We start from the raw sequence: 24,924 nt of genomic DNA, 5'->3' as shown, positions 1-24,924 counted from the left end.
ACAGGGAATCGCGGTGCCGCTGACGAAACGGGCTGGCACTCATATCTAACCTAATGCGCCCCCGGCCCGATCAACATGCTTTCGATCTCGGCGCCGGGCATCATTTGCTGCAGGCCTTCGATGAGCTTGTCGCCCGCCTCGGTCAGCGCTTCCAGCGGCATGGCCGGCAGGCTTTCGAGGATGAACCACATGTGCCGGGCCTGCGCATCGAGGCGGGTTCGCACGCCCTGGCGCCAGTTCCAGCGCCGGCAGGTCACACCCTGATCATCGCGCCAGACCACTTCGCCGGCGTCCGGGAATTCATGCGCGGGCTGGCCCTCCTTCATCGTGTCGAACGGCTCGCTGCCATCGGCCACTACCAGACGCGGCGAGCCGACGTAGGCCTCGGCATTCTCACCCCCGACAGGAATCGCGTATTCGAGGCTGATGGCGTTGTACAGATCGACCACCGGATCGATGCTCGGCAACCCGCCGTCGCGCAATACGCGCTTGCGCAGTGCCTCGGCCGAGCAAGGCGTGCGCTGCGGCTTGGCGCCAAACTGGCGAAAGACATCGGCCCAGGCCTGTAGATGTGCAGGCGCCCACGCCGGAGCACCGGCGGCGACGGCCTGACAGGCTCTGGCCAGCGTACGAGCTGCCACCTCAGCGTTAATAATCGGCGCGGCTTGCACGACAATACTCAGCGCTCTGAACCCCGGCGCCAGTTGCGCAACAGTCGGATCGATTGACGGCACGGCAGACAGCATCCCAGAATCCCCCTCATACCCGAATTTCAAACGATGCTAGCGATCAATGACCAATAAAGTCAATATAACGACCGAAGCCGGCGCCGACGTTCAGACTGTCAGTGCAGCGGTTTCCCGCACGCTCAAACAGACGCGCAAACAACAGAGCATCACCCTCGACGAACTATCCCGACGCTCGGGCGTGAGCAAAGGCATGGTGGTCGAGATCGAGAAAGGCTCGGCCAACCCGAGCATCGCGACCCTGTGCAAGATCGCCGCGGCGCTGGGCTTGTCCGTGGCGGACTTCGTCAATGTCGCCGCCACACCGGCGGCGCATTTGATCGACAGTGAGGACATCCCCACGCTGTGGTCCGGTGAACTGGGCGGATCGGCGCGCCTGCTGGCCGGTACCAGCGGGCCGAACATGCTTGAGTTGTGGCGCTGGGAGCTGTTTCCTGGCGAGTCGTTTTCTTCAGCCGGTCACCCGAATGGCACCACCGAGTTGTTTCATGTCGAGAAAGGCACGTTGCATCTGAAAGTTGGCGATGCCGAGCTGATTGTCGGGCCTGGGTGTTCGGCGGTGGCGAGGACGGATGTTGCGCATGGGTATGCCAACCATGGGCGCTCGAAACTGGTGTTCACGATGTCGGTGACTGAACTGCATCAGGGTGCCAGGGAAAGCCCCTCACCCTAGCCCTCTCCCAAGGGAGAGGGAACTGACCGAGTTGATTGCGCTAGCTACATCGACCTGAAATTTCTCAGTCGAACTCAGATTTCGAAAAGCATGAAGATCGGCTCCCTTCCCCCTCGCCCCTCTGGGGGAGAGGGCTGGGGTGAGGGGGATCGATTTCAGCAACGCCACCAAACTCGCGGCAGAAAATCGATCAATCTCCCCCAGGAAACACCACCCCAACCCGCCGCGCATACGCCATCCACGCGGCCTTCAACCGCTCAACCGTCTGCGGCTGCGTCGCCGCCAGATCAGTCGTTTCGCCACGATCCAGCGCCACATCGAACAACTGCCACTGCACCGGCTGTGCAGCGTCACCCATCCCCGCCTGCGGGCGCATCCCCAGCAACTTTAAATCACCCTCGCGGTAGTAGGCATTGCCAAAGAGTTCACCGGCCAATGCGCCTGCGACGTGCGGACTGCCCTCGCCCGCCAGCATCGGCATCAATGACCGCCCGGTAATCGGCTGCTTGCCAGCCTCATCGGGTACGGCAATCCCGGCGATCTCGAGAAAGGTCGGCGCCAGGTCATCAACCCGCGCCACTCCACGCTCAATGCCCTGACGACGCAACGCCTTGGGCAATTGAATGATCGCCGGCACGCTGATGCCGCCCTCGGCCGTGGTGCCTTTGAACAAGTGAAACGGTGTGGCGCTGACTTCGGCCCAACGCAGGCCATAGTCGATCTGCGACCCCGCACGCCCGAGGTTGCGCAGGCTGTTGTCGGTACGCGGCCCCGGCGGATAGAACTGCGCGTGGTTCTCGCCCGCCGCGCCGTTGTCGGACATGAACACGATCAGCGTGTTGTCGTACTGGCCGCTCTGGCGCAGGTAATCGAGCAGGCGGCCGATGTTGGCATCGAGGTTGTCGACCATTGCCGCGTAGATTTCCATTTTTCGCGCGGCGACCTTGCGCTGCTCCGGGCTCAGTTGTTCCCAGCCCGGCAGCTTCGGATTGACCGGCAGCGGTTGCGCCGGTTGCGTATCGGCGGCGAGCAGGCCGAGCTTTTTCATCCGCTCGATCCGCGACAGGCGCACGCTGTCGTAACCCTCGTCGAACCGCCCACGGTACTTGTCGAGATACGCCTGCGGAGCCTGCAACGGCCAGTGCGGCGAGGTATACGCAGCGTAGGCAAAGAACGGTTTGCCGTCCTGTTGCACGTTGTGCAGATAGCCGATCAGTTTGTCGGTGTAGAAATCCGTGGAGTAGAAATCTTCAGGCACCTGCACTGGCTGGCCGTTTTCGCGGTAATGCACCTGTTCGATCTTTGTCGGGTCGACAGTCTGCGGTTTGAAGTGTGTCGCGCCGCCCTCAAGCAGGCTGAACGACTGGGCGAAGCCGCGCCGATCCGGGCCTTGATCGGCATCCAGGCCCAAATGCCATTTACCCGCCATCAATGTGTGATACCCGCCATGCTGCAACAGCTCGGCGACCGACCAGGCGCGCTGGTTCAGATAACCCTCATACCCCGGTTTGCCACGCTGAAACGGCCGCAATGCCTCGGCCATGGTGCCGAGCCCGACCAGATGATTGTCGGTACCCGACAGCAGCATCGAGCGGGTGATCGAACAGGTCGGCGCCGCGTACAGGCTGGTGAACTGCAAGCCTTCGCGGGCCAGTTGATCGAGGCTCGGCGTGTGGATCTCGCCGCCGTAACTGCCGAGGTCGGAGTAACCCAGATCGTCGGCAACGATCAGCAGTATATTCGGCTTCGTCAAAGCATCGGCAGCCAGCGCCGCACCGCTGCCAAGGGTCAGCGCCGCGCAGAGCACGGGCCACAACGTTCGCAATACAGGCATAAGGACTCTCTTGTCATTGGTCAGTCTTCGAAAATTGCCACCGCGCGGACAAACCCTGCCGAAGCATGTTTGATCTTGTACGGGAAGCACGACACGCTGAAACCGCTGGCCGGCAATTGCTCGAGATTGGCGAGTTTTTCCATCTGCCCGTAACCGATGTCGCGCCCGGCCTTGTGCCCTTCCCAGATGATCGAAGCGTCGCCGCTGGCAGCGAATCGTTCGCGGGTGTATTTGAACGGCGCGTCCCAGCTCCAGGCGTCGGTGCCGACCACCCGCACCCCGCGTTCGAGCAGATACAGCGTCGCTTCGCGGCCGATGCCGACACCGGCATCCAGATAACCCGGCTGGCCGAACAGCGCGCCGGCGCGGGTGTTGACCAGCACGATATCCAGCGCTTGCAGGACATGCCCGATGCGCGCCAGCTCGGCTTCGACCTCGGCGGCAGTCACCACATGGCCGTCAGGCAAATCACGGAAATCCAGTTTCACCCCCGGTTGCAGGCACCAGTCCAGCGGCAGTTCGTCGATGCCGAAGGCCGGTGCGCCGCCGTCGGTGGTCGAGGCGTAATGCCACGGCGCATCCATGTGCGTGCCGCTGTGGGTGGTGATGTTCAGGCGCTCGGCAGCCCAGGATTCGTTGCCGGGCATCTGCTCCAGTTGCAGGCCGGGAAACATCGCGGCCATTTCCGGCCAGCCTTGCTGGTGATCCATGTAATCGATCTTCGGCAGCAGCGGTGGCGGGTCCGTGTAAGGGTTGTTGTCGAGGGTCACCGACAGGTCGACCAGACGACGTTTACGCGCGATGGGCTGTGACATGGGAAGTCTCTCCGGGCTGGGGCAGATGCCGATATGGGGCGGGATTCAAGGCGTTGCGCAGCAGCGCGGCGACGTTGCCGTCATGGCTGAAGCCGGCCGCGCGGGCCTGCGGGGTTTTCATTGGCGGCAGGCATCCGAACAGCGCTTGCAGGTCCGCGTCGGGCGCAAAACTGATCAACGAGCGGCGCTGCTCGCCATAGGTCGCCGCCAGTGCATCGATCACCTGGGCAATCGACAACTGCAACACCGGCAGTTGCCAGACCCGCGGTTGCGCCACGCTTCCGTCCAGTTCGGCAGCGTGAATCAGGTTGTGCACGCAACAACGCGCCGACATCCACCACGCCGTCGCTTCGGGTGATACCGGGCAGCAATAATCGACGCCTTCGGCAAAGGCGCGCAGCAGGTCGCTCATGAAGGCCGAGCGCAAACCGTTGGGCTCACGTGGGCGCGCGACGATTCCCGGCAGGCGTACGGCGCGGCCGTCGACTTCGCCGCGCCGGGCCAGATCGATCAGCGCCTGCTCGACCATCGCCTTGTGCGTGCCGTACGACAATTGCGGGCGCAGCGCGGCCTGCTCGTTCATCTTCGCGGGCAGGTCGGCGCCGTACACCGCGACGCTGCTGGCATACACCAGCACTGGTGGGCGCGCCTTGTTGCGCAATTGGTCGAGCAGCTCCAGGCTCGCCAGCAGGTTGACCTGATAGCCCGCCTCGTAGTGCTGTTCTGCCGCGCCGCCGGGAACGCTCACCAGATGAAACACCACGTCGATGCCATCGGCGAGCACCCGGCGCATCAACGCCGCGTCGGTCACGCTGCCGCTGTGTCGCCGCAAACGCGGGTCGTCGGGCAAACCCTGTATGTCGGTGTCCAGCACCAGCAACGAACGAATGACTTGCCCACGCATACTGCCTCGCGCGAGCAGACAGCGCAGCAGTTCACGGCCGACGAAACCGTTGGCGCCGGTAATCAATACACGCATGGGCGTTCCTCAGCCACGGGCCTTGACGACGCGCTGGTCGATGGCGCCGAACAACGAGCAGCCATCGCTGCCAATCACATCCATGCGCACCCGATCACCGAAACGCATGAAGCCGGTTTGCGCAGCGCCCTGCTCGATCATTTCGATCGCGCGGCGCTCGGCGATGCATGCCGAACCGGCACTGCGTTCGGCATTCGACACAGTGCCGGAGCCGATCAGCGTGCCGGCACGCAGACGCCTCGTCAGCGCGGCGTGGGCGATCAGTTCACCGAAGTGAAAATTCATCTGTCCCCCGTGGGGCTGGCCGAAGCGTTCGCCGTTCCACTCAACCTGCAGCGGCAGATGCATGCGGCCGTCACGCCATGCCTCACCGAGTTCGTCGGGAGTGACCGCCAGCGGCGCAAAACTCGACGATGGCTTGGCCTGGAGAAAGCCGAACCCGGTGCGCATTTCCCGTGGCGCCAGGGCGCGCAGGCTGACGTCGTTGATCTGCAGAATCAGCCTGATATGCCCCAAGGCGTCTTCAGCCGAGCAGCCCATCGGTACGTCGTCGACCAGCACGACAAACTCGCCTTCGAAGTCGATGCCCTGGCTTTCACTCGGCAGCTCGATGTCATCGCGCGGACCGATGAAATCATCGCCGGCGCCCTGATACATCAACGGTGTGCGGTCTGCACCTTCGATCGGCTCGAGGTTGAAGGCTTTCTGCATCAGCGCGCCGTGGCTGAGAAACGCCGAGCCGTCGCACCACTGATAAGCGCGCGGCAATGGCGCCATGGCTTGCGCGGGATCGAAGGCGATCGCCTGGCTGCCGTCGCCCTCCTCCAACTGCTGCGCCAGGGCCTGCAAGCGCGGCTCGACGTCCGACCAGTTTTCGATGGCGTATTGCAGAGTCGGCGCGACAGCACTGGCGTCCAGCGCGCGGGCCATGTCACGCGAGACGACGAGCAATTGGCCGTCACGACTGCCGTTTTTCAATGTGGCGAGTTTCATGTTCTGTCTCCCTGACCGTGTGGCAGTTCGCGTTTGAAGGGGGTAAGCATTTGCATGGAAAATCCTCGTTCAATGGCCGTTGCCGATGGAGTCGTGACCGCTGACAGGCGCGCGCGGCAACAGACCGCCGAGCCTCGGCACCGACAGGCAAAACAGCGCCACCACCAATTGCAGCGAACCGATGACGGTCAAGGCTTGTGGCAGGACAGAAACAGCGCCGGCGGTGATGGCGAGCACCACCAACGGACTGATGAATTCACCGGCGAAAATCGCTGCGGTAAAACAACCGGCGGCGCGCCCGCGTTGCTCGAAACCCACCTGCGCCATGATCCAGGTGATCAGCGTTGGCAACATCAGACCGATGCCCAGACCGTTGACCAGCACCGCCACCACCACTTGCACATGGCTGCTCGCACCGGCCATCAGCAAACCGCCGACACCCGCCAGCCCGTAGGCGATCAACAGCAGATGCTGGCTGCGCAAACCACTGAGCAGGCGAAAGCTCAGCGCCCCGACCAGCACGCCGAGCTGGTTGGCGCCCATGGTCATGCCGATCTGCTGCGGCGCATCGACGTGCAGCAGATTGAGCAGATAACCGGCCTGCACCGGCACGATGAACAGGCTTAGCCCCGCCAGCAGCGACAGCACATACATCGGCGTCAGCGCGCGCCAGGGGAAAGCGCGTTTCAGCGGCTGCGCCACGGTCGCCGCCACAGGCACGCGTGGTTGCGGTTCCCAGAGCTGCCACGCCATCAGCGGCAGAAAGATCAGCCCCACTGCGTACAGCGCGAATGGCGTGCGCCAGTCGTTCTGGCCGAGGAAACCGCCGAGGGCGATGAACACCGCTGCCGACAGTGATGTCGCGACCATCTGCAAGGCGAACAGGCGTTCACGCCGCGCGCCGTTGTAGTAGTCGCCCACCAACGTCGTGCAGCAGGTCATGATCCCCGCCTCCGCCAGACCGATGCCCGCGCGGCTGGCGACAATCGCCGGCAACGACTCGAGCCACAACGGCAGCACCCCGCACAGCACGTAGAGCGCCATGCTCGCCAGCAACAGCGGCTTGCGTCCGAGGCGATCGGCGATCATCCCGGCAAATGGCGCGAGTATGGCAATCATCAACGCCGGCAGGGTCAGCACGATCGGCACCAGCACGGTACTGCCCGGCACCTCGGCGAAATGCGCCTGCATGCGCGGTAACACCGGCGCGAGCAACACCGCGCCGAGCACCGGCAGACAACTGCCGAGCAGCAACAGTAGCGATTGCGCGAGGCCGGCCTCACGGCGGTGGTTTGGCACTGTAGATTCAACGGCCATGGCAGGTCTCCCGATGCCGCGATTGATGAACGTCGGCGGCCACGGCGCTGGGTGGCGGCGCCACACTGACCACCTCGACCGCCGCCTCGGCGCCGCGTTGAGTGCGCTGCGCCGGCAGCAGGAAATACGCCAGCGCTGGCAGCAGGACCAACGCGCCGACCATGTTCCAGATGAACATGAAGGCCAGCAGCACGCCCATGTCGGCCTGGAATTTGATCGGCGAGAAAATCCATGTCGCTACGCCGATCGCCAGGGTGATGCCGGTGAGCATCACCACTTTGCCGGTCGATACCAGCGCGCGGTAATACGCTTCGGACAGGCTCGCGCCCTGGCGCAAATGGCCGAGCAGAATGCTCATCACGTACAGCGCGTAATCGACGCCGATGCCGACACCGAGGGCAATCACCGGCAAGGTCGCAACCTTGACGCCGATGTTCAGCCAGACCATCAGCGCTTCGCAGAGGATCGAGGTGACCATCAACGGAATCACCGCGCACAGCGTCGCGCGCCAGGAACGGAAGGTGATCAGGCAGAGGATGATCACCGCGCCATAGACCCAGAAGAGCATTTCGCGGTTGGCCTGTTTCACCACAATGTTGGTCGCCGCTTCGATGCCGGCATTGCCGGCGGCGAGGAGAAATTGCACATCCTGATTGTTGTTGGCAGCGGCGAATTGTTCGACGTGCTCGACCAGCCGCGTCAGGGTTTCAGCCTTGTGATCGGTGAGGTAGGCGTACAGCGTCAGCAGGCTGCAATCCTCGTTGTACAGGCCACGCGGGGCGCTGGCGGTGATCATGTTGAGCATCGCCTGATTGTTCTGCAGCTCGTACCACTTGAAATTGCCTTCACTCAGGCCGACCAGCATGCGTCGGTTGAGCAAGGCCAGCGAGTTGGTCGAGTCCACCCCCGGCAACGCGCGCAGTTGCCAGTCCAGCGCATCGACCTTGGCCAGAATGTCGTAACGCGCACATTGCCCCGGTGGAGTCTTGACCATCACTGCGAACAGATCGCTGCTGGCGCCGTAGTGTCGGGTCAGGAACGCGTCGTCCTGGTTGTAGCGCGAGTCGGCGCGCAGCTCCGGGGCACCGGCATCGAGGTCACCGATCTGCAATTGCAGGCTGACGACAAAGCCCAGCGCCGCCAGCGCCAGGCTGATGGCGATGCACAGGCTGGCCCAACGCCTGTGGGTGAACAGGTCGAGAAAACGCCAGAAACCATGACGGCGCTGGCCGGCCTGTTCGCCCTGCTCGCTCTTCAGGCTCAACTGCGCCGCCCGTGGTGTGACGCCGACATAGGAAAGCAGCACCGGCAGCAGGATCAGGTTGGTGAAAATCAGCACCGCCACGCCGATGCTGGCGATGACTGCCAGATCCTGAATCACCTGGATCCTGATCAGCATCAGCACGGCAAAACCCACCGCATCACACAACAGCGCGGTCAGCCCGGCGAGGAACAGCCGGCGAAAGGTGAACCGCGCGGCGACTACACGATGCATGCCACGGCCGATGTCCTGCATGATGCCGTTCATTTTCTGCGCGCCGTGGCTCATACCAATAGCGAACACCAGAAACGGCACCAGCACTGAGTACGGATCGAGCTTATAGTCGAGCAGCGGCAACAGGCCGAGCTGCCAGACCACCGCCACCAGTGAGCAGAACACCACCAGCACGGTGCTGCGCAGGCAGCGGGTGTACCAGAACAGCACCGCCGTGGTGATCAGGATGGCCACGGCAAAGAACAGCAGAATCTGCTTGAGCCCGGCAATCAGGTCGCCGACTTTCTTGGCGAAACCAGTGATGTGGATACCGATTTTGTCGCTCTGGTATTCGCTGCGCAGCGACTCGAGCTGTTCGGATAACACTGAGTAATTCAGCGCTTGGCCATCGCTGGTGGTCGCCAGCAAAGGCACGTAAATGATGCTCGACGTCTGGTCGAACGCCACCAGTTGCCCGAGTTCGTTGGAGCGCTGCACATTGCGGCGCAAGGCGTCGAGGTTGGCTGGCGTGCCGGCGTAATCGTCGGGGATTACCGGACCGCCATCCAGACCGTCTTCGGTTACCGCGACCCAACGGGTGGCCGGTGTCCACAAGGACTTCATGTAGGCGCGATCGACACCGGGCAACAGGTACAGCCTGTCACTCAGCGCCTGCAGGGTTTTCAGGTAGTCGGCGTCGTAGATATCGCCCTGACGATTGGCGACGACGATGCGCAGCGAGTTGCCCAGCCCGCTGAGCTGTTTCTGGTGCTCAAGGTAATTGGCAATGTACGGCTGCTGCGTCGGAATCATCTTCTCGAAACTGGCATTGAGTTCGATGCGCGTGGCCTGATAACCCAGCACCAGCGTGGTGACCAGACACACCAGCAACACCCACAGGCGATGGTTGAACAGCGTGCGTTCCACCAGCGAACCGGAGCGCGGATCGAAACTCGCCAGGCTTGCCGTGGCGTTGTCGAATGACTTCATGACTCACTCCGAAGCAATAGCGGTGGGTGGCGCCAGACGCGTCAACCCGGTGAACCCGGCCAGCACCAGGCTGCCGTCGGCGGCCTGCACGACGCTGGCGACCGGTTTGCCCAATGGCGCGCCATAAGGCTGCAACTGCGCATCGGCCTGAGTGCGGAACAGTGCGCCGCCCTGATTGACCAGCAGCAACTGGCCGTCGACGGTGCGTATCGCGTCGCTGAAGGACACGGGCATCGGCACCGGCGCCGGGACAAAACTGCCGCCGTTGTCGCCGGAAACGAAGGCGTTGCCCTTCAATCCCGCCACGAGCAGAGTGCCGTCGTCGCGCACTTGCGCGGCGAAGAAACTGCCGCTGTAGGGACTGTCGAGGGACGCGAAGGACTGTCCGCCATCGTCGGAGCGGGCCAGATAACCCTGCTCGCCGGCGATGAACCACTGCGCGCCGTGCGCCGCGAGTGCATACAGATGGGCGCCCGCCGGGTTGTCGATCTGGCCGATCAGCGATTGCCAGCTCGCCCCGCCGTCCGCGGTTTTGAACGCAAGGCCGTAGGCGCCGACGATCAAGCCGTGGCGGGCATCGCTGAATTTCAATGCGAGAAAGGGTTTGTCCGCACCTTCAGCGACCAGGCGCTCAGCGTTTTGCACCCGCGCCGCATCGGCGTCGCTGGCGGTGGCGTAGGCCGCTTCTGCGCGGGCGGCGTCCAGTTCGAGTTGCGCGGCGCGGCGGCCATCGAGTTGCAGGGTCCAGGTCTCGCCTGCGTCAGCAGACACCAACACCGCCCCGCCATGGCCGACCGCCCAGCCGTGTTCGGCATCGACGAATTGCACCGCCGTCAGGCTCACCGACACCGGCACCGGCGCCTGACGCCAAGTGTTGCCGTTGTCATCGGAGAGCAAGACAATGCCGCGCTCGCCGACCGCTACCAGTCGCGCGCCGGCCCGGGCCAGATCGAGCAACACCGCGTGTTCAGCCTGCGGCGCGTGCATCGCCGGGGTGTTCAATACATCGCCGACCGCTGCTTCGGCTGCGCTCAAGGGCAACGCCCAGGGCAACGCTAACGTCAGCAAGCCCACCAGCTGACAGACTCTGTTCATAGCCACCTCGAAACCTGTGTGAAACCGCACCGCAAGCTGTGCCGCGATCCGGGCCGTTTCAACGAACCCCGGCACCGGCCATCGCCGCTGGCGAGAATTCCGACGGCTTGTAGCGATCGACTACGCCGTACTGCTCAGGCAGGCCGGTGTAGACGTTCTGGATAAACCAGGCGCCTGAAGTCAGGTCGTAGAAACCCGAGGACAGTTGCGCCTGCGCCGGCAGGTCCGGCAGCACTGCCGGCAGCGACCACAGGGTCTTGGCCAGTTGGCCGTTGGCGTCCCAGCGATCGCCGAGCATCGCTTGCCAAGTGTCTTCGTCGAGGTAGTAGCGGCCCTTCGGCAACTGGTGACGCTTGCCCGGCGCCAGTTCGGCATCGACCACCCATACGCGATGCAGCTCCCAGCGCACGTAATCGGGGTTCAAGTGATGCGCGGAGAACAGGTCTTCGGGTTTGTTGGCGGTGAGGACCTTGTTGGTGTTGTAAGGGATGTACATTTCCTGCTTGCCGACCAGTTTCCAGTCGAAGCGATCCATACGCCCCTGAAACACGCTCAATTCGTCGAACGACATCACCCCGGCGGTGGCCGGTGTCGGTGTGTCGCAGCAAGCGTTGGGCAACTTGCGCACGCGACGCTGCCCGGTCAGGTAAACATGGGCCTGGGTTTTGTCGCCGTTGATGTTGGTACGGCCCATGATCTGCTCACCGGCACGCAGTGGCGGGCCGACATTGAGCAGGCGGAACAGCCAGTAATCACCGGCGAACGTCTCCGGCGAGCCGTCCTGGTAGTAATACGGCATGTCCTGAATCGCCTGGCCGTCAGTGGTCATTACCGACTTGCCGTCCGCGGTCATCAGGTAATGGCGAAAATGCATGGCCAGCGAGGTGCCGCGCCAGTTCAGCACATGGTTCCACATGGCTTCGGAGCCGTTGCGCGGGATCGGAAACGGGATGCCGCCGAATGCGCCTTCCGGCACGGGCCCGGCGCTGCTCTCGACCAGTTTGGCGCGGGTCGCGTTTTTCAGGGTGTTGTCATACACCCATTGCGGCGCGGCAGCCGAGCGCCGGGTCGGGTAGACGTCGATGCGATAGGTGTCCGGAAAGCGCTTGAACATTTCCCGGGTGCCGTCGCTGAGCTTGCTGGCGTACTGCGCAAGATTTTTCGCAGTGATGCTGAACAACGGTTTGTCAGCGGCAAACGGATCGCTGCGCTTGCCGCCCGGTTTGTACGAAGGATCGACCTTGGTGTAACCGCCCTGCCAGGCCGGGATGCTGCCGTCGGCATTGCCGGCACGCTCGGCGCCCATCGGCGTCAGCGTCGTCGACAGTTTCGCCGCTTCCTCGGCAGTGGCAGCGCTCGCGCCATGGCTCAGAACGGCCAGAGCCCCCATCAGTGCGAAGCACACAGCCTTGAGTCGCAAGGCGCGGTGGTGGTGATGAACAGTCATGCGCAAGTCCTCTTAAAACGTGGTCTTGACGGAAAAGGCCAGGTAATCCCGATCCTTCAGCGATTGCTTGTAATTGAACTGGCTGAGGCCATTGAGGTTGGTGTCTTCGGCGCCGTAGTAATGGGTGTAGGTCAGGCCGGCGGTGACGCGGTCGAGGTAGGTGGCGGTGATGCCGATGTTGAAGTCGCCGCCGTTGTCCGCGCCGAACGAGCTGACCACCGCTGATTTGCCCAGGGGGAAATAGCTGACACCGACCGGGATGCTGATATCGACGCCGGAGAAGAACTGTCGGTAGGTCGGCGTGTACACCAGTTTGAAACCGAGGCCGTCGTCGGTGGCGTTGGGGTCGAGTGCGGCGCGGTTTTTGGTGACGCTGAGCAGGCGATTCCACGCCACTTCGCCGACCAGTCCGGATTCGCGCGCAAGGAAGTTGGGGCCGAACGAGGCGATCACGTTGAGGTTGACGTGAGCCGTGCGACCCACTGCATACAGCGCGTCGTCATCATTGTCGGCAACGACGCCCGGCAGCACGGTCTGGCCGTTGGAAACCAGCGGCATGTTCCAGCGCATCGACGCTTCACCGGCGAAGCTGTACTCGTCCATCGTCGTGGAAAAACTGGCGCCGAGGGCGCGGATGTCTTCCGGGTAAACCCAGTAATACTCGCCGATCTGCCCGCTGCTGAAGTTCGGCGCGCCGGCCGAAGGTTTCAGATAAAGCTTGGGCGTCTTGTCGTGATACTGGATCGCATAGAGGCCGTATTCGACGCTTTCAGCGCTGTACTTGAGCTGCAAACCACCCTGCCCCGAACTGCGCGCTTCCTTGTCATTGCCATGGAAAAATGCCGCCGGACTCGCCGGATTGCCGCCGAGAAATGCCGGAAACGGTGCGCCGACAATCAATCGCTCGGTGCCATCGCCGATAGTGTCGCTGGTGGAAAAATAACTGCCCGCCGCCGGCAGACGGGTTTCTTCCCATTCGAACTGGTAGAAGCCGCCGAGCGAGACGTCGTCGGTGAGCTGGAAGGTGCCCGACAGTTGATTGACCGGACGGGTGATTTCCTTGAACTGGGTATTTGGCACCGATTGCGCCTTCACCACGTCGACCGGGGCCATCCCGCCGGCAATGCCGTTGGCGCCGAAGAACAGGCTCTCGCCCCAGATCAGACCGTGGCGCCCGGCGCGCACCGAGGTCGCGCGGTCGGCCAGTTCGCCGTTCCAGTAGACGAAAGCGTCGAGGATTTCAGCGTCACCGCCGTGCAGGTGGCGGGTGTCGTCGGTGAACTCGTCGTAGGCCACCGAACGCGCGTTGGCCCGGGACAGATCGTTGTTGTCGTTGTTGCCCTGGTACTCGCTGTCGTACCACGCCGCGCCGCTCAAACGCGCGCCGACATCCTGGTATGACAAGTCCAGTTCGGAAAGGATGTCGGTGCGGTTGGAGATCAGGCCTTTCGTGAACGCGCGATCGCCATCGTCCTGGTTCAACGCGACCTGGCCTTCGGACAATTTGCTGCTCGGGTTTTGCGTGCGCCACGCGGCGCTGTACTTGACCGTGTTGTCCCAGCGCAATTTGAAATCCGGGTTGCCGGTGTCGATATCGAACGCCTGGGCCGCCTGGCTGCACACCACCAGCGCGGCAGCGACGCTCAAGGCACAGGGTGCAGACAAGCAGACCCGGCGACGCGCAAGCGCCGCAGTCGTAGAACTAACCATCGCGTTAACCTCTTGTTTTTATAGTGGCTACTGCTGTGGGTGGGGCGCCGTGTCGGCTAGATCGGCTCCGCCGTGCGCGCGAGCATCTGCTTGACCAGACCGATGCGATCGAAGCTGCGGTCGTGCTGCATCTCCTTGTCGCCGGCCAGCACCGAGCTCTCGCTGATGTACTTGCAGCGCTCGAAACGCCGCGCCATGAAGCGCTGCAACTGCGCCTCGATATCGCCCGCAGGGGTGGAATCACGGGTGAGTTCTTCGCTGAGCACGATCGCATCTTCGATGGCCATGCCGGCGCCCTGGCCCAGGTGCGGGGTGGTGGCGTGGGCGGCATCGCCGATCAGCAGCACGCGGCCGCGATGCCACGGTTCATCGACGAACACCACTTCCATCGGCTTGTAGACCACCTGGCGGCTGTCGGTGATTTGTTCGCGCAGTTCGCCGATCAGGCCGCTGAAGCCTTGCAGGCGCTGGCACATCTGCGGGGCGAGATCGGCCGGGTCCATCCATGGGTTGGACGGTTCGTGGGAAGTCAGAAACAGGTACATCAGATCACCGCCCAGCGGCACCAGCCCGGCGTTGCCTTCGGCACTTTGATAGTTGGCCAGATGATCGATCTGCGGCGCGCGGGGAAAGTTGTAGCGCCACACCGATTGGCCGGTGAAACGCGGGGTGTAGGTGTCACCGAAGACCAGGCTGCGGACTTTCGAGAACAGGCCATCGGCGCCGACCACCAGATCATATTCACCGCGACTGCCGTCGGTGAACAGCACGTCGACCTGCTGGCCGTTGTCGTCCAGGGTTTCGACGCTCAGCCCAAGACGCACTTTTGCGCCCAGGCCAAGGGCGGTTTCGCTGAGCACCTTGTGCAGGGCCAGACGCGAAATGCCAACGTTGGCCGGGTATTGCGGGCCGGCCAGACGCTGCCCCGGAATCCGTGCCAGTTGCTGCCCGCCCGGGCCGTAGATGGCCACGTCTTCAAAGGCGTAAGCGGCATCGAGATAACCGTCGAGCACGCCCAGCTTGGCCATCTCGCGCACCACGTTGCTCTGCTGGATAATCCCGACGCCGTAGACTGTCCACTCGGACTTGAGCTCGATCAGGTCGACCTCGATGCCTTTGCGCCGCAAGGCGATGGCCGCGCACAAGCCGCCAATACCACCGCCCACGATCAGAACGTTGTTCACTGCACTCATGGCTTATTCTCTTTTTATTCTTGTGATCGAAGCAGCGTCGGGCACTGCGTCGTTGGGTGAAGCTTCCCGGCAAACCAGGGATTTGACTAATCGCGAGTGGGGATGCGATGTATCGCCGTACGCGATACCTCGATTTGCCCTGATACTGGCCTCGTCTCAGGCAGCAGCACCCGCAACCAACCGCCCTCTTCACGCCATTGCAGTGCCTCCAGCGATTGCCCAAGACACGGGCCGTAGACGCATTCGCCGGTGCTCGGCAAGAATTGCGCGCCGTGGGCATAGCAGACGATCAACTGGCCATCGGCCGAGAGAAAACGGTCCTTGCGATACTCCATGCGCACGTCCAGATGCGGGCAACGGTTGCGATAAATCCGCACCTGACCGTCATGGCGCAGGGCAAACAGGCAGTCGCGGCCCTGTTGCAATGGATCGAAACCGCGCGCCTGGCCCTCCAGCAACTCATCCAGCCGACACAGCGGCCACTCGCGCTCACTCATGTCCCGGCCTCAACCAAGCTTCGGTGGCGGGCCGCCGGGCGCCCATTTTTCCTTGCTGGCAAACAGGAACAGCTGCGAGTTGTCCGCCGACAGCGGCGCGCGCCGTGCTTCCCAGGCGTCATCGTGCTTGTCCATGTCGGCGTCATATTCGATGTGGCAGCCCAGCGGACTGTTGAAGTACCAGAACCAGTTCGAACCAAACAGGTGCCGGCCCGGGCCCCAGAAACTGGTCCAGCCCTTCCGCTCGAAGCGCGTACCGGCGAGCAGCACTTCGGTGCCGCTGCCCATGTGAAAGGTGAAGTGTTCGCAGCCTTTCATGTGCGGCGGGGTCTGGATCATGAACAGGCAGTGGTGATCGTCCGAACCTGCCGGGCGCATGAACGGCCCGGCGCCGATGAAGGTGTCAGTGGTGCGAAAACCCAGACGCTGGGCATAGAACGCCTCGGCCTTGACCGCGTCCGGAACGAAATACACCACATGGGACAAAGTCCTCGGGATGGCGCTCATTTCCGGGCTGATGCCTGGCTGATTGAGCGGGCGCTGCGGCGCATGGCCGGCGGCATTGGTCAGATCGGCCGGAGCACTGTAGGGCTTGCGCACACTGACCTGAAAGGCGATCGCAAAGCCCATGTCATCGACGCTGTGCAGCACGCCCTGGGCGTCGCGGCTGACGGGCCGATCGCGGGCCAGTTCATCTTCGATGGCATCCAGATCGCTGAGGGCGCCGACGCCGTACACGGTTTCACGAATTGACGGCGCCGGGCCGATGGCTGCGGGCAGGTCTGGGTCATCGGCGCGGCGGATGATCACGGCGGTGCCGTCGAGCGCTTCGAAACGCCCGCCCTGACTGTCGACGCCGACCGGCGCGAGGCCGTAGTCGCGCAGACAATCGGTGCAGGCTTGGATGTCATCGACGCCAAAGATCAGGGCATCAAGGCCAATGATGTTCATGGCTTACCACTCCATTGAAATTATGATCCGGAGACCGCCACCGCAGACGCCAGGGGGCGTCGGGCCAGGCTGGAAACCGGTGGTGGTGTCAGCGGCTACAGGCCGACTGCGGCGAAGATTGGCGCAAGGCCCGGCAGCTGACTAATCGCGAGTCGGGATGCGACCTATCGGCAAACGCGATACCTGCGCAGATGGTTGACGCGCCGATGGAATCGTTCGAAGGTATTGGCAAAATAAATACAACAAGCGGACCTGCCCATGCGTTTCAACCACCTGGACCTGAACCTGCTGGTGGCGCTCGATGTGCTGCTCGAAGAACAGAACATCACCCGCGCCGCCGAACGCCTGCACATGACCCAGTCCGCCACCAGCGGCGTGCTCGGACGTTTGCGTACTTACTTCGAAGACGAATTGCTGGTCCAGGTCGGGCGCAAGATGCAGCCCACGCCCTACGCCACCGAACTGGCGAAACCGGTGCGCGAAGTGCTGCTGACGATTCAATCCTCGATCACCGCCAAACCGGTGTTCGACCCCACCACCAGCAAGCGTCACTTTCGTCTGGTGACCTCGGATTATCTGATCAGCGTGCTGTTCGCGCAGGTGATCCAGAAGATCCATCAAGAGGCGCCGAACATCACTTTCGAAATGCTCGGCCCCAGCGACAACTCCGGCGAATTGCTGGTGCGCGGTGAGGTTGATCTGATGATCGTGCCCGAGCGCTACATCATCGACGGTCACCCTTCGCAGCTGTTGTTCGAAGAACAACATGTCTGCGTGGTCTGCCAGGGCAACAGCGCGGTTGGTGACAGCCTGACCCTCGAGCAATACATGCAGATGGGCCACGTCTCGGTGGGCTTCGGCCGCACCCGGCACATGAGCATCGAAGAGTGGTTCATGAACCAGTACGGCTTCAATCGCCGTATCGAAGTGATCACCAGCGACTTCAACACCCTGCCGCAACTGGTGGTCGGCACCCAGCGCATCGCCACGATGCACCAGCGTCTGGCCAACCTGTATGCGCGGTATCTGCCGCTGCGCATCCTGCCGCCGCCGGTGAAAATCCCGCTGATGCGCGAGTACATGCTCTGGCACCGCAGCGTCGACGGCGACCCCATGCACCGCTGGCTGCGCGAACGCATCAGTGAGTTCATCCAGCATTTGGAGCAGCCGCCTATCGAGTCTCGCGATACCTCGTATCCGCCGTCACGATTGGCCAATTAGCCGGTTGATCCTTAACGTGCGTTGCGAATGCCAAGGCAACCACAAGGACAACAATAATCATGTTCCGCTACTTCCCGACCAACTACGTGTGGAATCTTTCGGTCGACCTGGCCATTGAAATGGGCGCCCGCATGGGCGAGATCGAGGCCATGTGCGCACCGCTGCAAGAAGCCGCCAAACAACCGGACGCGGCCGGCACCAAGGCGTTTCGCGAGACCTGGGCGAAGATGGCCGACAAGCTCTGCGGCCTCGCCGAAGAAGACGAAGGCAATGGCCGCCTGCTTTCGGCCGGCGAGAAATACAACCGCGCCGCGACTTACTATCTGACCTGCGAACGCCTGCAAGCCCACGGCGCGCCGGGGCGTACCGAGCTGTATCAGCGCTTTCTGCAAACCTTCAAACGCGGCATCGAACTGTCGCAGGAAAACTGCCAAAGGGTGGAAATCCCCTATGAAGGCAAGCACCTCTCCGGCTTGCTGGTGCGCGCTGAAGGTGTCGATGGGCCGGCGCCGATTCTGGTGCAGGTCAACGGCCTGGATTCGACCAAGGAAATGAAATACCGCGTCGGCCTGCCGGCCTGGCTGGCCACGCGCGGTGTGTCGTCACTGATCATCGACCAGCCCGGCACCGGCGAAGCGCTGCGTCTGCACGGTTTGACCGCGCGCTATGACAGCGAGCACTGGGCCAGCCGCGTGGTCGACTGGCTGGAAACCCGCGATGAAGTCGACGCCAAACGCATTGGTCTGGAAGGGGTTTCCCTCGGCGGCTATTACTGCCCCCGCGCGGTGGCGTTCGAACCGCGCTTCGCCTGCGGCGTGGTGTGGGGCGCGAACCACGACTGGCGCGAGGTGCAGAAGCGTCGCCTGGAGAAAGAAGGCAGTTTCCCGGTGCCGCATTATTGGGCGCACGTCTGCTGGGTCTGGGGCGCCAAGGATGTCGAGGAATTCATGAGCATTGCCGAAAACGTCCACCTCGACGGCGTGCTCGACCGGATCAAAGTGCCGTTCCTGGTGACCCATGGCGAGCAGGACTCGCAGATCCCGTTGAAGTGGGCGCATCGCACTTACGAACAGTTGGTCAACAGCCCGAAATGCGAGCTGAAGATCTTCACCGAACGTGAAGGCGGCGTGCAGCATTCGAGCTTCGATAACAGCATCAACGCCGGCCACTACATCGCCGACTGGGTCGCCGAAACCCTGGGCGGACGCACGGCCTGAGCGTTTCGTCGGCGACACCACTCCTACAAACGACCGCGCTCAGTCAGTTCAACCGCATTCCCCTGTGGGAGCGAGCTTGCTCGCGATGAGGCCATCCGCCTCAACATCAAAATCGCCTGCCCCACCGCCTTCGCGAGCAGGCTCGCTCCCACAATTAACCGCATTCCGTCAGTTCAACCGCATTCCTCTGTGGGAGCGAGCCTGCTCGCGAAGAGGCCATCCACCTCGGCACCAATGGCGCCTGCCCCACCGCTTTCGCGAGCAAGCTCGCTCCCACAATTGACCGCGTTCCGTCAGTTCAACCGCAATCCCCTGTAGGAGCGAGCCTGCTCGCGAAAAGGCCATTTGCCTCGACATCAAAACCGCCTGCCCCCCCGCTATCGCGGGCGATGAAGAGTCCTGACAGCGCAAACTCCGCGCGAAAAAAAACCTGCCTTGAAGAGGCAGGTTTTCCCATTGCCAGCGCTCGATCAGCGTGACGGCGGATGTTCCGTCGACACCGAGTTGGCCGCGTCCACATCCGACATGTCTTCCTCGACTGGCGCCTCATCATCCGGCGGCAACGGCACCTCGGGATTTTCCCGCTTGGGATCGTGCCCGGTCTCGTTGTCGGTGGTGCGCGTCACGGCTTGCTGCGACTGGTTGCCCGGTGCGTTTTCATCAATGTCCATGTCGGTCTCCGATGTGATTCAGGGAAAGGTACCTGAACGTGTGAAATGCCAGCGCGCGACAAGTGCCCGGCAATGGACGAACGGTGGCTGGCCTGTCGGTCATGAACGCAAAAAGCCTGCTTTCGAGGCAGGCTTTTGCGGTGGTTTGAAGGCTTACTTCTGCTGCGTCAGCGCCGAGTAGCTGTTCATCAGGTTGCGGTAGTTGGGAATTCGCTGCGACAGCAGGTTGCCCAAGCCTTCAATGTCGTTGCGCCAGTCGCGGTGCAGCTCACAGGCCACCGAGAACCAGTTCATCATTTGTGCGCCGGCCTGGGTCATACGGCTCCACGCCGCTTGCTGCACGGTGGTGTTGAAGGTGCCGGATGCATCGGTGACCACAAACACATCAAAACCTTCCGCCAGTGCCGACAGGGTCGGGAACGCGACACACACATCGGTCACCACACCGGCAATGATGATCTGCTTGCGCCCGGTGGCTTTGATCGCCTTGACGAAATCTTCGTTGTCCCAAGCGTTGATCTGGCCTGGGCGAGCGATGTAAGGAGCATCCGGGAACATCTCTTTCAGCTCCGGCACCAGCGGGCCGTTCGGGCCTTGTTCGAAGCTGGTGGTGAGGATCGTCGGCAGGTCGAAGAACTTGGCCAGATCCGCCAGCGCCAGCACGTTGTTCTTGAACTCGTTCGGCGAGAAGTCCTGCACCAGCGAGATCAGACCGGTCTGGTGGTCAACCAGCAGCACGATAGCGTCGTCTTTGTTCAGGCGGTTGTAGGTTGGAGTGGTCATGGTGTGCGTCCCTTTTCAAGTTTGAAGTTTTGTTGTTGCGTTCAAGTTGGGTACAGATTACTGACGCACAGCAAAGGGATAAATCGGCTGAAAAGCGTTTCACCGTCAACTCAAACAGGACAATGCCAAAAGTCGAAATGCTTGACGGTTAATCCCCCCAGAACGACGCCATGCTATGCTCAGAAAGAGACAACGAGGGGTTAGAAGATGAGCGAATCAGCCACTGACAGCGTCGCGAGCGAAGTTCGCAAGCTCGCGGAAAAACACAGGGTAGGCGCCGAGCGTGACGGACTGAGTCGCATGGCGGTGACGATAACGCGGCTGGCCGGTGATGCCGTTGAACTGGACAGTGTTGAGCAACTGCTGGTCAACCTGAAGCGAAAGGGTGTCCTGAACAAGTCTGAGATCATGGCCTTGCAAGGACGTTACCTTCAGGAAAAAAGGCATTCGAAGAAGCAGCTCAGCGCATGACGTTCGACCCCTTCGGCGATTTCGAAACTGAAGGCTACCTTCGCAACTCGCTCAAGCTCAAAGACCCGGTTGAAGTCAAGGAATCGGAACATCTCTCTTTCGAGGCCAGTATCGAAGAAGCGCTTGCCTATCTGGCAAAAAGAAGACCCATCAACTATCAAGCGGTACTCAAGACTCATGAAATCCTGTTCGCCGGTTTCTACCCATGGTCAGGTAAAGACAGGAATGAGCTGGTTCCCCATCTGGCGGTTTTCAAAGGATCGATAGACGATCCGCATCACACACCTTTCGAGCGTCCAGAGCTGATCAAAAGATCCATCGAATATGCGCTGGAGCTCGCTGCAAACAAAAAACGTTTCCGTGATCGCCCAGGCGAGGTGATGGGGCAATTGGCTTCGGCTCATCCGTTTCTGGATGGAAACGGACGGACTATCCTGCTCGTTTACATGGAGCTGTGCTATCGGGCCAGGTTTGCCATCGATTGGTCCAAGACCAACAAAGATCCATATTTGCGAGCGCTCAGCGACGAGATCCGCGATCCCTTCAGAGGTCACTTGGACGAATATCTGAAACCCCACGTCGTAGACATCTCAAGCCGTGAGGAATGGCCTGGAGTGATTGGCGGTATCAAAGGGTTAGACGGTCTGGATAAGGAAGGAATCATTTACGCGAATCTCGACAATCCTGACATTCAGCAACTGTATAAAACTTACAGAACGCAGCCAATCGAGTGAAAACGCAAAAGCCTGCTTTCAAAGCAGGCTTTTAGTTAGCGATGACTTACTTCTGCTGCGTCAGCGCCGAGTAGCTGTTCATCAGGTTGCGGTAGTTGGGAATTCGCTGGGACAGCAGGTTACCCAGGCCTTCAATGTCGTTGCGCCAGTCGCGGTGCAGCTCACAGGCCACCGAGAACCAGTTCATCATCTGCGCGCCGGCTTGAGTCATGCGGCTCCACGCGGCTTGCTGCACGGTGGTGTTGAAGGTGCCGGACGCATCAGTCACCACAAACACATCAAAACCTTCCGCCAGTGCCGACAGGGTCGGGAACGCGACACACACATCCGTTACAACACCGGCAATGATGATCTGCTTGCGCCCGGTGGCTTTGATCGCCTTGACGAAATCTTCGTTGTCCCAGGCGTTGATCTGACCAGGGCGGGCGATGTATGGCGCATCCGGGAACATCTCTTTCAGCTCCGGCACCAGCGGGCCGTTCGGGCCTTGTTCGAAGCTGGTGGTGAGGATCGTCGGCAGTTCGAAGAACTTGGCCAGATCCGCCAGCGCCAACACGTTGTTCTTGAACTCGTTCGGCGAGAAGTCCTGCACCAGCGAGATCAGACCGGTCTGGTGGTCAACCAGCAGCACGATTGCGTCGTCTTTGTTCAGGCGGTTGTAGGTTGGAGTGGTCATGGTGTGCGTCCCTTTTCAAGTTTGAAGTTTTGTTGTTGCGTTCAAGTTGGGTACAGATTACTGACGCACAGCAAAGGGATAAATCGGCTGAAAAGCGTTTCACCGTCCACTCAAACCGGACAATCTAATCGTAAAACGGCTCAACCAACGCCCGGCTGCTCACAAAGAAGCTGTCCGCCACCAGGCGCAACGGTTGCAGATCCAGGTCGCTGGCCTTGTCGCCGATCAGTTGCTGGAAGTGGCGGTAGACCGCTGCGTACTCGCCCTCCTCCGACACACTTTGGCGCACGCCGTCGATGCTCAGCACGGCACCGCCGTTGTCCAGGCGCAGGACGCCTTCGGCGCAGCGGATTTCGATGCTCCACAGTTCGTCATGACCATGGTCAAAATCGAACTCGGCGCGCACGTCGAGCTGACGCGCATCGGACATTTTGATCGATGCGGCAATCGGCGACTGGCAGTTGCTCGGCACGCGCAGCTCGGCGGCTTCGACAAACAGCGGCAACGCCAGCAGGTGGGTGATGATCGACAAGGCGTTGATGCCCGGGTCGAACACACCGAGGCCGCCCGGTTGCCAGATCCACGCCTGCCCCGGATGCCATTTGCGCACATCCTCCTTCCAGTCGATCTGCACGCTTTGCAGGGTGCGGCTGGCCAGCCAGTCGCGGGCGGCGGCGATGCCGGGCGCATAGCGCGAATGCCAGGCGAACAAAGCGCTGACGCCTTGTTCGGCAACCTGATCGACCAACGCCATGGCCTCGCCCAATGTTGCACACGGCGGTTTTTCCACCAGCACATGCTTGCCGGCCGCCAGCGCCTGTTGCACCAACGCGAAACGCCCTTGTGGCGGCGTGCAGAAGGCAATCGCGTCGACGGTCGGGCCGTCCTTGAGCAGTTCGCCCAGGGACTGGAAGTTTTCCACCCCGGCGCAAGGTTTGCCCTGAGTGGCGACCGCCACCAACTGGAACGCCGGGTTGGCGAGGATGGCGGGGACGTGTTGATCCTGGGCGATCTTGCCGTAACCCACCAGGCCGAGACGAATCGGTTGCATTACAGACTCCTGTTGTTGTTTTGGTCTTTGCAGCGCAGCGGCAAGAGTACGTGTTTCTGCGCCGGCCTCCAATCGTCATACTATTTAAATCGAGTTTGGTCGCGGCGAACGCATGGCTTATTCGTCATTTCTTCTTACACCTTTTGTCGTCCGATCCCGCACTGCGCGGCGATCGGCAGCCGGCGATCAGCCTCAGTTTGCTATCATGCGCCGCTTTTACGGTTAACCCCTCGCCAGTCCTGCTGACTGGCGGGCTGCAAAAGGCGGTATTAGATGACGGCTTTGTTGACTCGCCGCAAGGTACTTGCGGGAATGGGCGTGCTCGGGCTCGGCCTGCTCGCCGGTTGCGATACCCGTGGCCAACTCTCGTACAAATACGGCAAGGATCTGAGCGACAAGATCCTCGGACGCACCTTCAAGCTGAAGAACCCCGAAGGCGAAACCATGTCGCTGTCGAGCTTTCGCGGGATGATGCCGATGATCTTCTTCGGCTTCACCCAGTGCCCGGCCGTTTGCCCCACCACCCTGGCCCGCGCCGCGCAGATCAAGAAACTGATGGGCCGCGACGGCGATCGCCTGCAAGTGGTGTTCATCACCCTCGATCCCGAACGCGACACGCCGCAGATCCTCGACGCCTACGTCAAAGCCTTCGACCCGAGCTTCGTCGCGCTGTACGGCACACTTGAGGAAACCAAGGCCACCGCCAAGGAATTCGACGTGTTCTACGAAAAAGTCCCGGCCGGCGACACTTACACCATCTCCCATACGTCCACCAGCTACGTCTACGACTCGCGTGGTGAGTTGCGCCTGGGCCTGTCCACCTCGCTGACGGCCCAAGAGTGCACGGAAGATTTGCTTACTGTTATGGAGGTCTGCTGATGCATCCCGTTCTGAACCACCTTAAACGCACCGTGTGTGCACTATCCCTGCTCGGCCTGGCCTTTCAGGCGTCGGCGCAGACCAAAGTCGACGACGCCTGGGTCCGTGCCACCGTGCCGACCCAGTCCGCCAGCGGCGCGTTCATGACCGTCACTGCCGACAGCGACAGCAAATTGCTCAGCGTTGCCTCGCCAGTGGCCAAGGACGTACAGATTCATGAAATGAGCATGAAGAACGACGTCATGACCATGGGCCCGGTGAAGTCGGTTGAACTGCCCGCCGGCAAAGCCGTGAGCTTCGACCCGAACGGCTACCACGTTATGTTGATGGGCCTGACCGGTCAGTTGAAGGAAGGCGACAGCGTGCCGCTGACCCTGACCGTGGAAAACGCCAAGGGCGAGAAAGAAACCGTCGAAGTCAAAGCGCCGGTTCGCGCGCTGACCAACATGGGTGGCCACGATCACAGCAAGATGCATTGATCTGACTGAGCGGCAATAAAAAGGGGCG

At 61.8% G+C, this 24,924-nt stretch carries 24 protein-coding genes; 7 read left to right on the top strand and 17 right to left on the bottom strand.

The window, feature by feature from the left end:
* Positions 1-50 precede the first annotated feature (50 nt).
* Positions 51-746 carry a B3/B4 domain-containing protein gene (locus tag GXB78_RS21755; protein WP_329516926.1) on the bottom strand — a complete coding sequence of 232 codons (696 nt, stop codon included), beginning with the start codon at positions 744-746 and terminating at the stop codon, positions 51-53.
* A 46-nt stretch (positions 747-792) separates the two neighbouring features.
* Here GXB78_RS21755 and GXB78_RS21750 point away from each other — a divergent pair, with 46 nt between their 5' ends.
* Positions 793-1,419, top strand: a complete 627-nt coding sequence (locus GXB78_RS21750; protein ID WP_329516925.1) for a helix-turn-helix domain-containing protein — start codon at positions 793-795, stop codon at positions 1,417-1,419.
* A 190-nt stretch (positions 1,420-1,609) separates the two neighbouring features.
* Here the strand turns inward: GXB78_RS21750 and GXB78_RS21745 are convergent, their stop codons facing one another.
* The 12 genes from GXB78_RS21745 to GXB78_RS21690 form a co-directional block, all read right to left on the bottom strand.
* Entirely contained in the window at positions 1,610-3,253 is a 1,644-nt protein-coding gene (locus GXB78_RS21745) for an arylsulfatase (protein ID WP_329516924.1), read from the bottom strand.
* A 20-nt stretch (positions 3,254-3,273) separates the two neighbouring features.
* A complete protein-coding gene (locus GXB78_RS21740) occupies positions 3,274-4,068 on the bottom strand; it encodes a cyclase family protein (protein WP_329516923.1) in 795 nt (264 codons plus the stop codon).
* A complete protein-coding gene (locus GXB78_RS21735) occupies positions 4,046-5,047 on the bottom strand; it encodes an NAD-dependent epimerase/dehydratase family protein (protein ID WP_329516922.1) in 1,002 nt (333 codons plus the stop codon). Before GXB78_RS21735 ends, GXB78_RS21740 begins: the two co-directional genes overlap by 23 nt.
* Before the next feature lie 9 nt (positions 5,048-5,056).
* Positions 5,057-6,040: a fumarylacetoacetate hydrolase family protein gene (locus tag GXB78_RS21730; protein WP_329516921.1), complete on the bottom strand. Its 984-nt coding sequence runs from the start codon at positions 6,038-6,040 to the stop codon at positions 5,057-5,059.
* A 69-nt stretch (positions 6,041-6,109) separates the two neighbouring features.
* A complete protein-coding gene (locus GXB78_RS21725; RefSeq protein WP_329516920.1) occupies positions 6,110-7,357 on the bottom strand; it encodes an MFS transporter in 1,248 nt (415 codons plus the stop codon).
* Positions 7,347-9,821, bottom strand: a complete 2,475-nt coding sequence (locus GXB78_RS21720) for an efflux RND transporter permease subunit (RefSeq protein ID WP_329516919.1) — start codon at positions 9,819-9,821, stop codon at positions 7,347-7,349. Before GXB78_RS21720 ends, GXB78_RS21725 begins: the two co-directional genes overlap by 11 nt.
* 3 nt (positions 9,822-9,824) lie before the next feature.
* Positions 9,825-10,916 carry a WD40/YVTN/BNR-like repeat-containing protein gene (locus GXB78_RS21715; RefSeq protein WP_329516918.1) on the bottom strand — a complete coding sequence of 364 codons (1,092 nt, stop codon included), beginning with the start codon at positions 10,914-10,916 and terminating at the stop codon, positions 9,825-9,827.
* A 58-nt stretch (positions 10,917-10,974) separates the two neighbouring features.
* Positions 10,975-12,363 (bottom strand): DUF1329 domain-containing protein, encoded by a 1,389-nt coding sequence (locus tag GXB78_RS21710; RefSeq protein WP_329516917.1) that lies wholly within the window; start codon positions 12,361-12,363, stop codon positions 10,975-10,977.
* A gap of 12 nt (positions 12,364-12,375) precedes the next feature.
* Positions 12,376-14,073, bottom strand: coding sequence for a DUF1302 domain-containing protein (locus tag GXB78_RS21705; protein WP_329516916.1), 1,698 nt, complete (start codon positions 14,071-14,073; stop codon positions 12,376-12,378).
* A 56-nt stretch (positions 14,074-14,129) separates the two neighbouring features.
* Positions 14,130-15,266 carry an FAD-dependent oxidoreductase gene (locus GXB78_RS21700; RefSeq protein WP_329516915.1) on the bottom strand — a complete coding sequence of 379 codons (1,137 nt, stop codon included), beginning with the start codon at positions 15,264-15,266 and terminating at the stop codon, positions 14,130-14,132.
* A gap of 86 nt (positions 15,267-15,352) precedes the next feature.
* Positions 15,353-15,763 (bottom strand): Rieske (2Fe-2S) protein, encoded by a 411-nt coding sequence (locus GXB78_RS21695; protein WP_329516914.1) that lies wholly within the window; start codon positions 15,761-15,763, stop codon positions 15,353-15,355.
* A 9-nt stretch (positions 15,764-15,772) separates the two neighbouring features.
* Positions 15,773-16,714: a VOC family protein gene (locus tag GXB78_RS21690; RefSeq protein ID WP_329516913.1), complete on the bottom strand. Its 942-nt coding sequence runs from the start codon at positions 16,712-16,714 to the stop codon at positions 15,773-15,775.
* Positions 16,715-16,972: 258 nt separating this feature from the next.
* Between GXB78_RS21690 and GXB78_RS21685 the strand changes: the two genes are divergently transcribed.
* Both GXB78_RS21685 and GXB78_RS21680 read left to right on the top strand, forming a co-directional pair.
* Positions 16,973-17,935 carry a LysR family transcriptional regulator gene (locus GXB78_RS21685; RefSeq protein WP_329516912.1) on the top strand — a complete coding sequence of 321 codons (963 nt, stop codon included), beginning with the start codon at positions 16,973-16,975 and terminating at the stop codon, positions 17,933-17,935.
* 59 nt (positions 17,936-17,994) lie between these two features.
* Complete coding sequence (locus tag GXB78_RS21680) at positions 17,995-19,152, top strand: alpha/beta hydrolase family protein (protein WP_329516911.1); 1,158 nt, start codon at positions 17,995-17,997, stop codon at positions 19,150-19,152.
* 470 nt (positions 19,153-19,622) lie between these two features.
* Here the strand turns inward: GXB78_RS21680 and GXB78_RS21675 are convergent, their stop codons facing one another.
* Complete coding sequence (locus GXB78_RS21675; RefSeq protein WP_016774226.1) at positions 19,623-19,823, bottom strand: hypothetical protein; 201 nt, start codon at positions 19,821-19,823, stop codon at positions 19,623-19,625.
* Between the two features lie 153 nt (positions 19,824-19,976).
* Complete coding sequence (ycaC, locus tag GXB78_RS21670) at positions 19,977-20,606, bottom strand: isochorismate family cysteine hydrolase YcaC (protein ID WP_016774235.1); 630 nt, start codon at positions 20,604-20,606, stop codon at positions 19,977-19,979.
* A 207-nt stretch (positions 20,607-20,813) separates the two neighbouring features.
* On the opposite strand from ycaC (GXB78_RS21670), the gene GXB78_RS21665 reads away from it, so the two are divergent.
* Both GXB78_RS21665 and GXB78_RS21660 read left to right on the top strand, forming a co-directional pair.
* Positions 20,814-21,077: a hypothetical protein gene (locus GXB78_RS21665; RefSeq protein ID WP_217850025.1), complete on the top strand. Its 264-nt coding sequence runs from the start codon at positions 20,814-20,816 to the stop codon at positions 21,075-21,077.
* Complete coding sequence (locus GXB78_RS21660; RefSeq protein ID WP_329516910.1) at positions 21,074-21,811, top strand: Fic family protein; 738 nt, start codon at positions 21,074-21,076, stop codon at positions 21,809-21,811. Before GXB78_RS21665 ends, GXB78_RS21660 begins: the two co-directional genes overlap by 4 nt.
* A gap of 46 nt (positions 21,812-21,857) precedes the next feature.
* On the opposite strand, the gene ycaC (GXB78_RS21655) is transcribed toward GXB78_RS21660, so the two are convergent.
* Positions 21,858-22,487, bottom strand: a complete 630-nt coding sequence (gene ycaC, locus GXB78_RS21655) for an isochorismate family cysteine hydrolase YcaC (protein WP_217863713.1) — start codon at positions 22,485-22,487, stop codon at positions 21,858-21,860.
* Positions 22,488-22,611: 124 nt separating this feature from the next.
* Positions 22,612-23,538: a Gfo/Idh/MocA family protein gene (locus tag GXB78_RS21650; protein ID WP_329516909.1), complete on the bottom strand. Its 927-nt coding sequence runs from the start codon at positions 23,536-23,538 to the stop codon at positions 22,612-22,614.
* Between the two features lie 273 nt (positions 23,539-23,811).
* On the opposite strand from GXB78_RS21650, the gene GXB78_RS21645 reads away from it, so the two are divergent.
* Positions 23,812-24,417: an SCO family protein gene (locus tag GXB78_RS21645; protein WP_016774221.1), complete on the top strand. Its 606-nt coding sequence runs from the start codon at positions 23,812-23,814 to the stop codon at positions 24,415-24,417.
* The gene (locus GXB78_RS21640; protein WP_329516908.1) at positions 24,417-24,896 is read left to right on the top strand and encodes a copper chaperone PCu(A)C; all 480 of its coding nucleotides are present in this window, start codon (positions 24,417-24,419) and stop codon (positions 24,894-24,896) included. Before GXB78_RS21645 ends, GXB78_RS21640 begins: the two co-directional genes overlap by 1 nt.
* Positions 24,897-24,924: the final 28 nt, after the last annotated feature.

It is taken from the genome of Pseudomonas moraviensis subsp. stanleyae (assembly GCF_036283065.1).
GTDB classification, from domain to species: Bacteria; Pseudomonadota; Gammaproteobacteria; order Pseudomonadales; family Pseudomonadaceae; genus Aquipseudomonas; species Aquipseudomonas stanleyae.
The sequence above is the reverse complement of the archived record's forward strand: the minus strand, read 5'-3'. Positions and strand labels throughout refer to the sequence as shown.

Coding starts and splice junctions, on each gene's coding strand:
- GXB78_RS21695 (WP_329516914.1), bottom strand. CDS start 15,763: ATGAGTGAGCGCGAGTGGCCGCTGTGTCGGCTGGATGAGTTGCTGGAG.
- GXB78_RS21680 (WP_329516911.1), top strand. CDS start 17,995: ATGTTCCGCTACTTCCCGACCAACTACGTGTGGAATCTTTCGGTCGAC.
- GXB78_RS21665 (WP_217850025.1), top strand. CDS start 20,814: ATGAGCGAATCAGCCACTGACAGCGTCGCGAGCGAAGTTCGCAAGCTC.
- GXB78_RS21690 (WP_329516913.1), bottom strand. CDS start 16,714: ATGAACATCATTGGCCTTGATGCCCTGATCTTTGGCGTCGATGACATC.
- GXB78_RS21650 (WP_329516909.1), bottom strand. CDS start 23,538: ATGCAACCGATTCGTCTCGGCCTGGTGGGTTACGGCAAGATCGCCCAG.
- GXB78_RS21705 (WP_329516916.1), bottom strand. CDS start 14,073: ATGGTTAGTTCTACGACTGCGGCGCTTGCGCGTCGCCGGGTCTGCTTG.
- GXB78_RS21685 (WP_329516912.1), top strand. CDS start 16,973: ATGCGTTTCAACCACCTGGACCTGAACCTGCTGGTGGCGCTCGATGTG.
- GXB78_RS21755 (WP_329516926.1), bottom strand. CDS start 746: ATGCTGTCTGCCGTGCCGTCAATCGATCCGACTGTTGCGCAACTGGCG.
- ycaC (WP_217863713.1), bottom strand. CDS start 22,487: ATGACCACTCCAACCTACAACCGCCTGAACAAAGACGACGCAATCGTG.
- GXB78_RS21645 (WP_016774221.1), top strand. CDS start 23,812: ATGACGGCTTTGTTGACTCGCCGCAAGGTACTTGCGGGAATGGGCGTG.
- GXB78_RS21735 (WP_329516922.1), bottom strand. CDS start 5,047: ATGCGTGTATTGATTACCGGCGCCAACGGTTTCGTCGGCCGTGAACTG.
- GXB78_RS21675 (WP_016774226.1), bottom strand. CDS start 19,823: ATGGACATTGATGAAAACGCACCGGGCAACCAGTCGCAGCAAGCCGTG.
- GXB78_RS21730 (WP_329516921.1), bottom strand. CDS start 6,040: ATGAAACTCGCCACATTGAAAAACGGCAGTCGTGACGGCCAATTGCTC.
- ycaC (WP_016774235.1), bottom strand. CDS start 20,606: ATGACCACTCCAACCTACAACCGCCTGAACAAAGACGACGCTATCGTG.
- GXB78_RS21715 (WP_329516918.1), bottom strand. CDS start 10,916: ATGAACAGAGTCTGTCAGCTGGTGGGCTTGCTGACGTTAGCGTTGCCC.
- GXB78_RS21750 (WP_329516925.1), top strand. CDS start 793: ATGACCAATAAAGTCAATATAACGACCGAAGCCGGCGCCGACGTTCAG.
- GXB78_RS21640 (WP_329516908.1), top strand. CDS start 24,417: ATGCATCCCGTTCTGAACCACCTTAAACGCACCGTGTGTGCACTATCC.
- GXB78_RS21660 (WP_329516910.1), top strand. CDS start 21,074: ATGACGTTCGACCCCTTCGGCGATTTCGAAACTGAAGGCTACCTTCGC.
- GXB78_RS21725 (WP_329516920.1), bottom strand. CDS start 7,357: ATGGCCGTTGAATCTACAGTGCCAAACCACCGCCGTGAGGCCGGCCTC.
- GXB78_RS21740 (WP_329516923.1), bottom strand. CDS start 4,068: ATGTCACAGCCCATCGCGCGTAAACGTCGTCTGGTCGACCTGTCGGTG.
- GXB78_RS21745 (WP_329516924.1), bottom strand. CDS start 3,253: ATGCCTGTATTGCGAACGTTGTGGCCCGTGCTCTGCGCGGCGCTGACC.
- GXB78_RS21700 (WP_329516915.1), bottom strand. CDS start 15,266: ATGAGTGCAGTGAACAACGTTCTGATCGTGGGCGGTGGTATTGGCGGC.
- GXB78_RS21720 (WP_329516919.1), bottom strand. CDS start 9,821: ATGAAGTCATTCGACAACGCCACGGCAAGCCTGGCGAGTTTCGATCCG.
- GXB78_RS21710 (WP_329516917.1), bottom strand. CDS start 12,363: ATGACTGTTCATCACCACCACCGCGCCTTGCGACTCAAGGCTGTGTGC.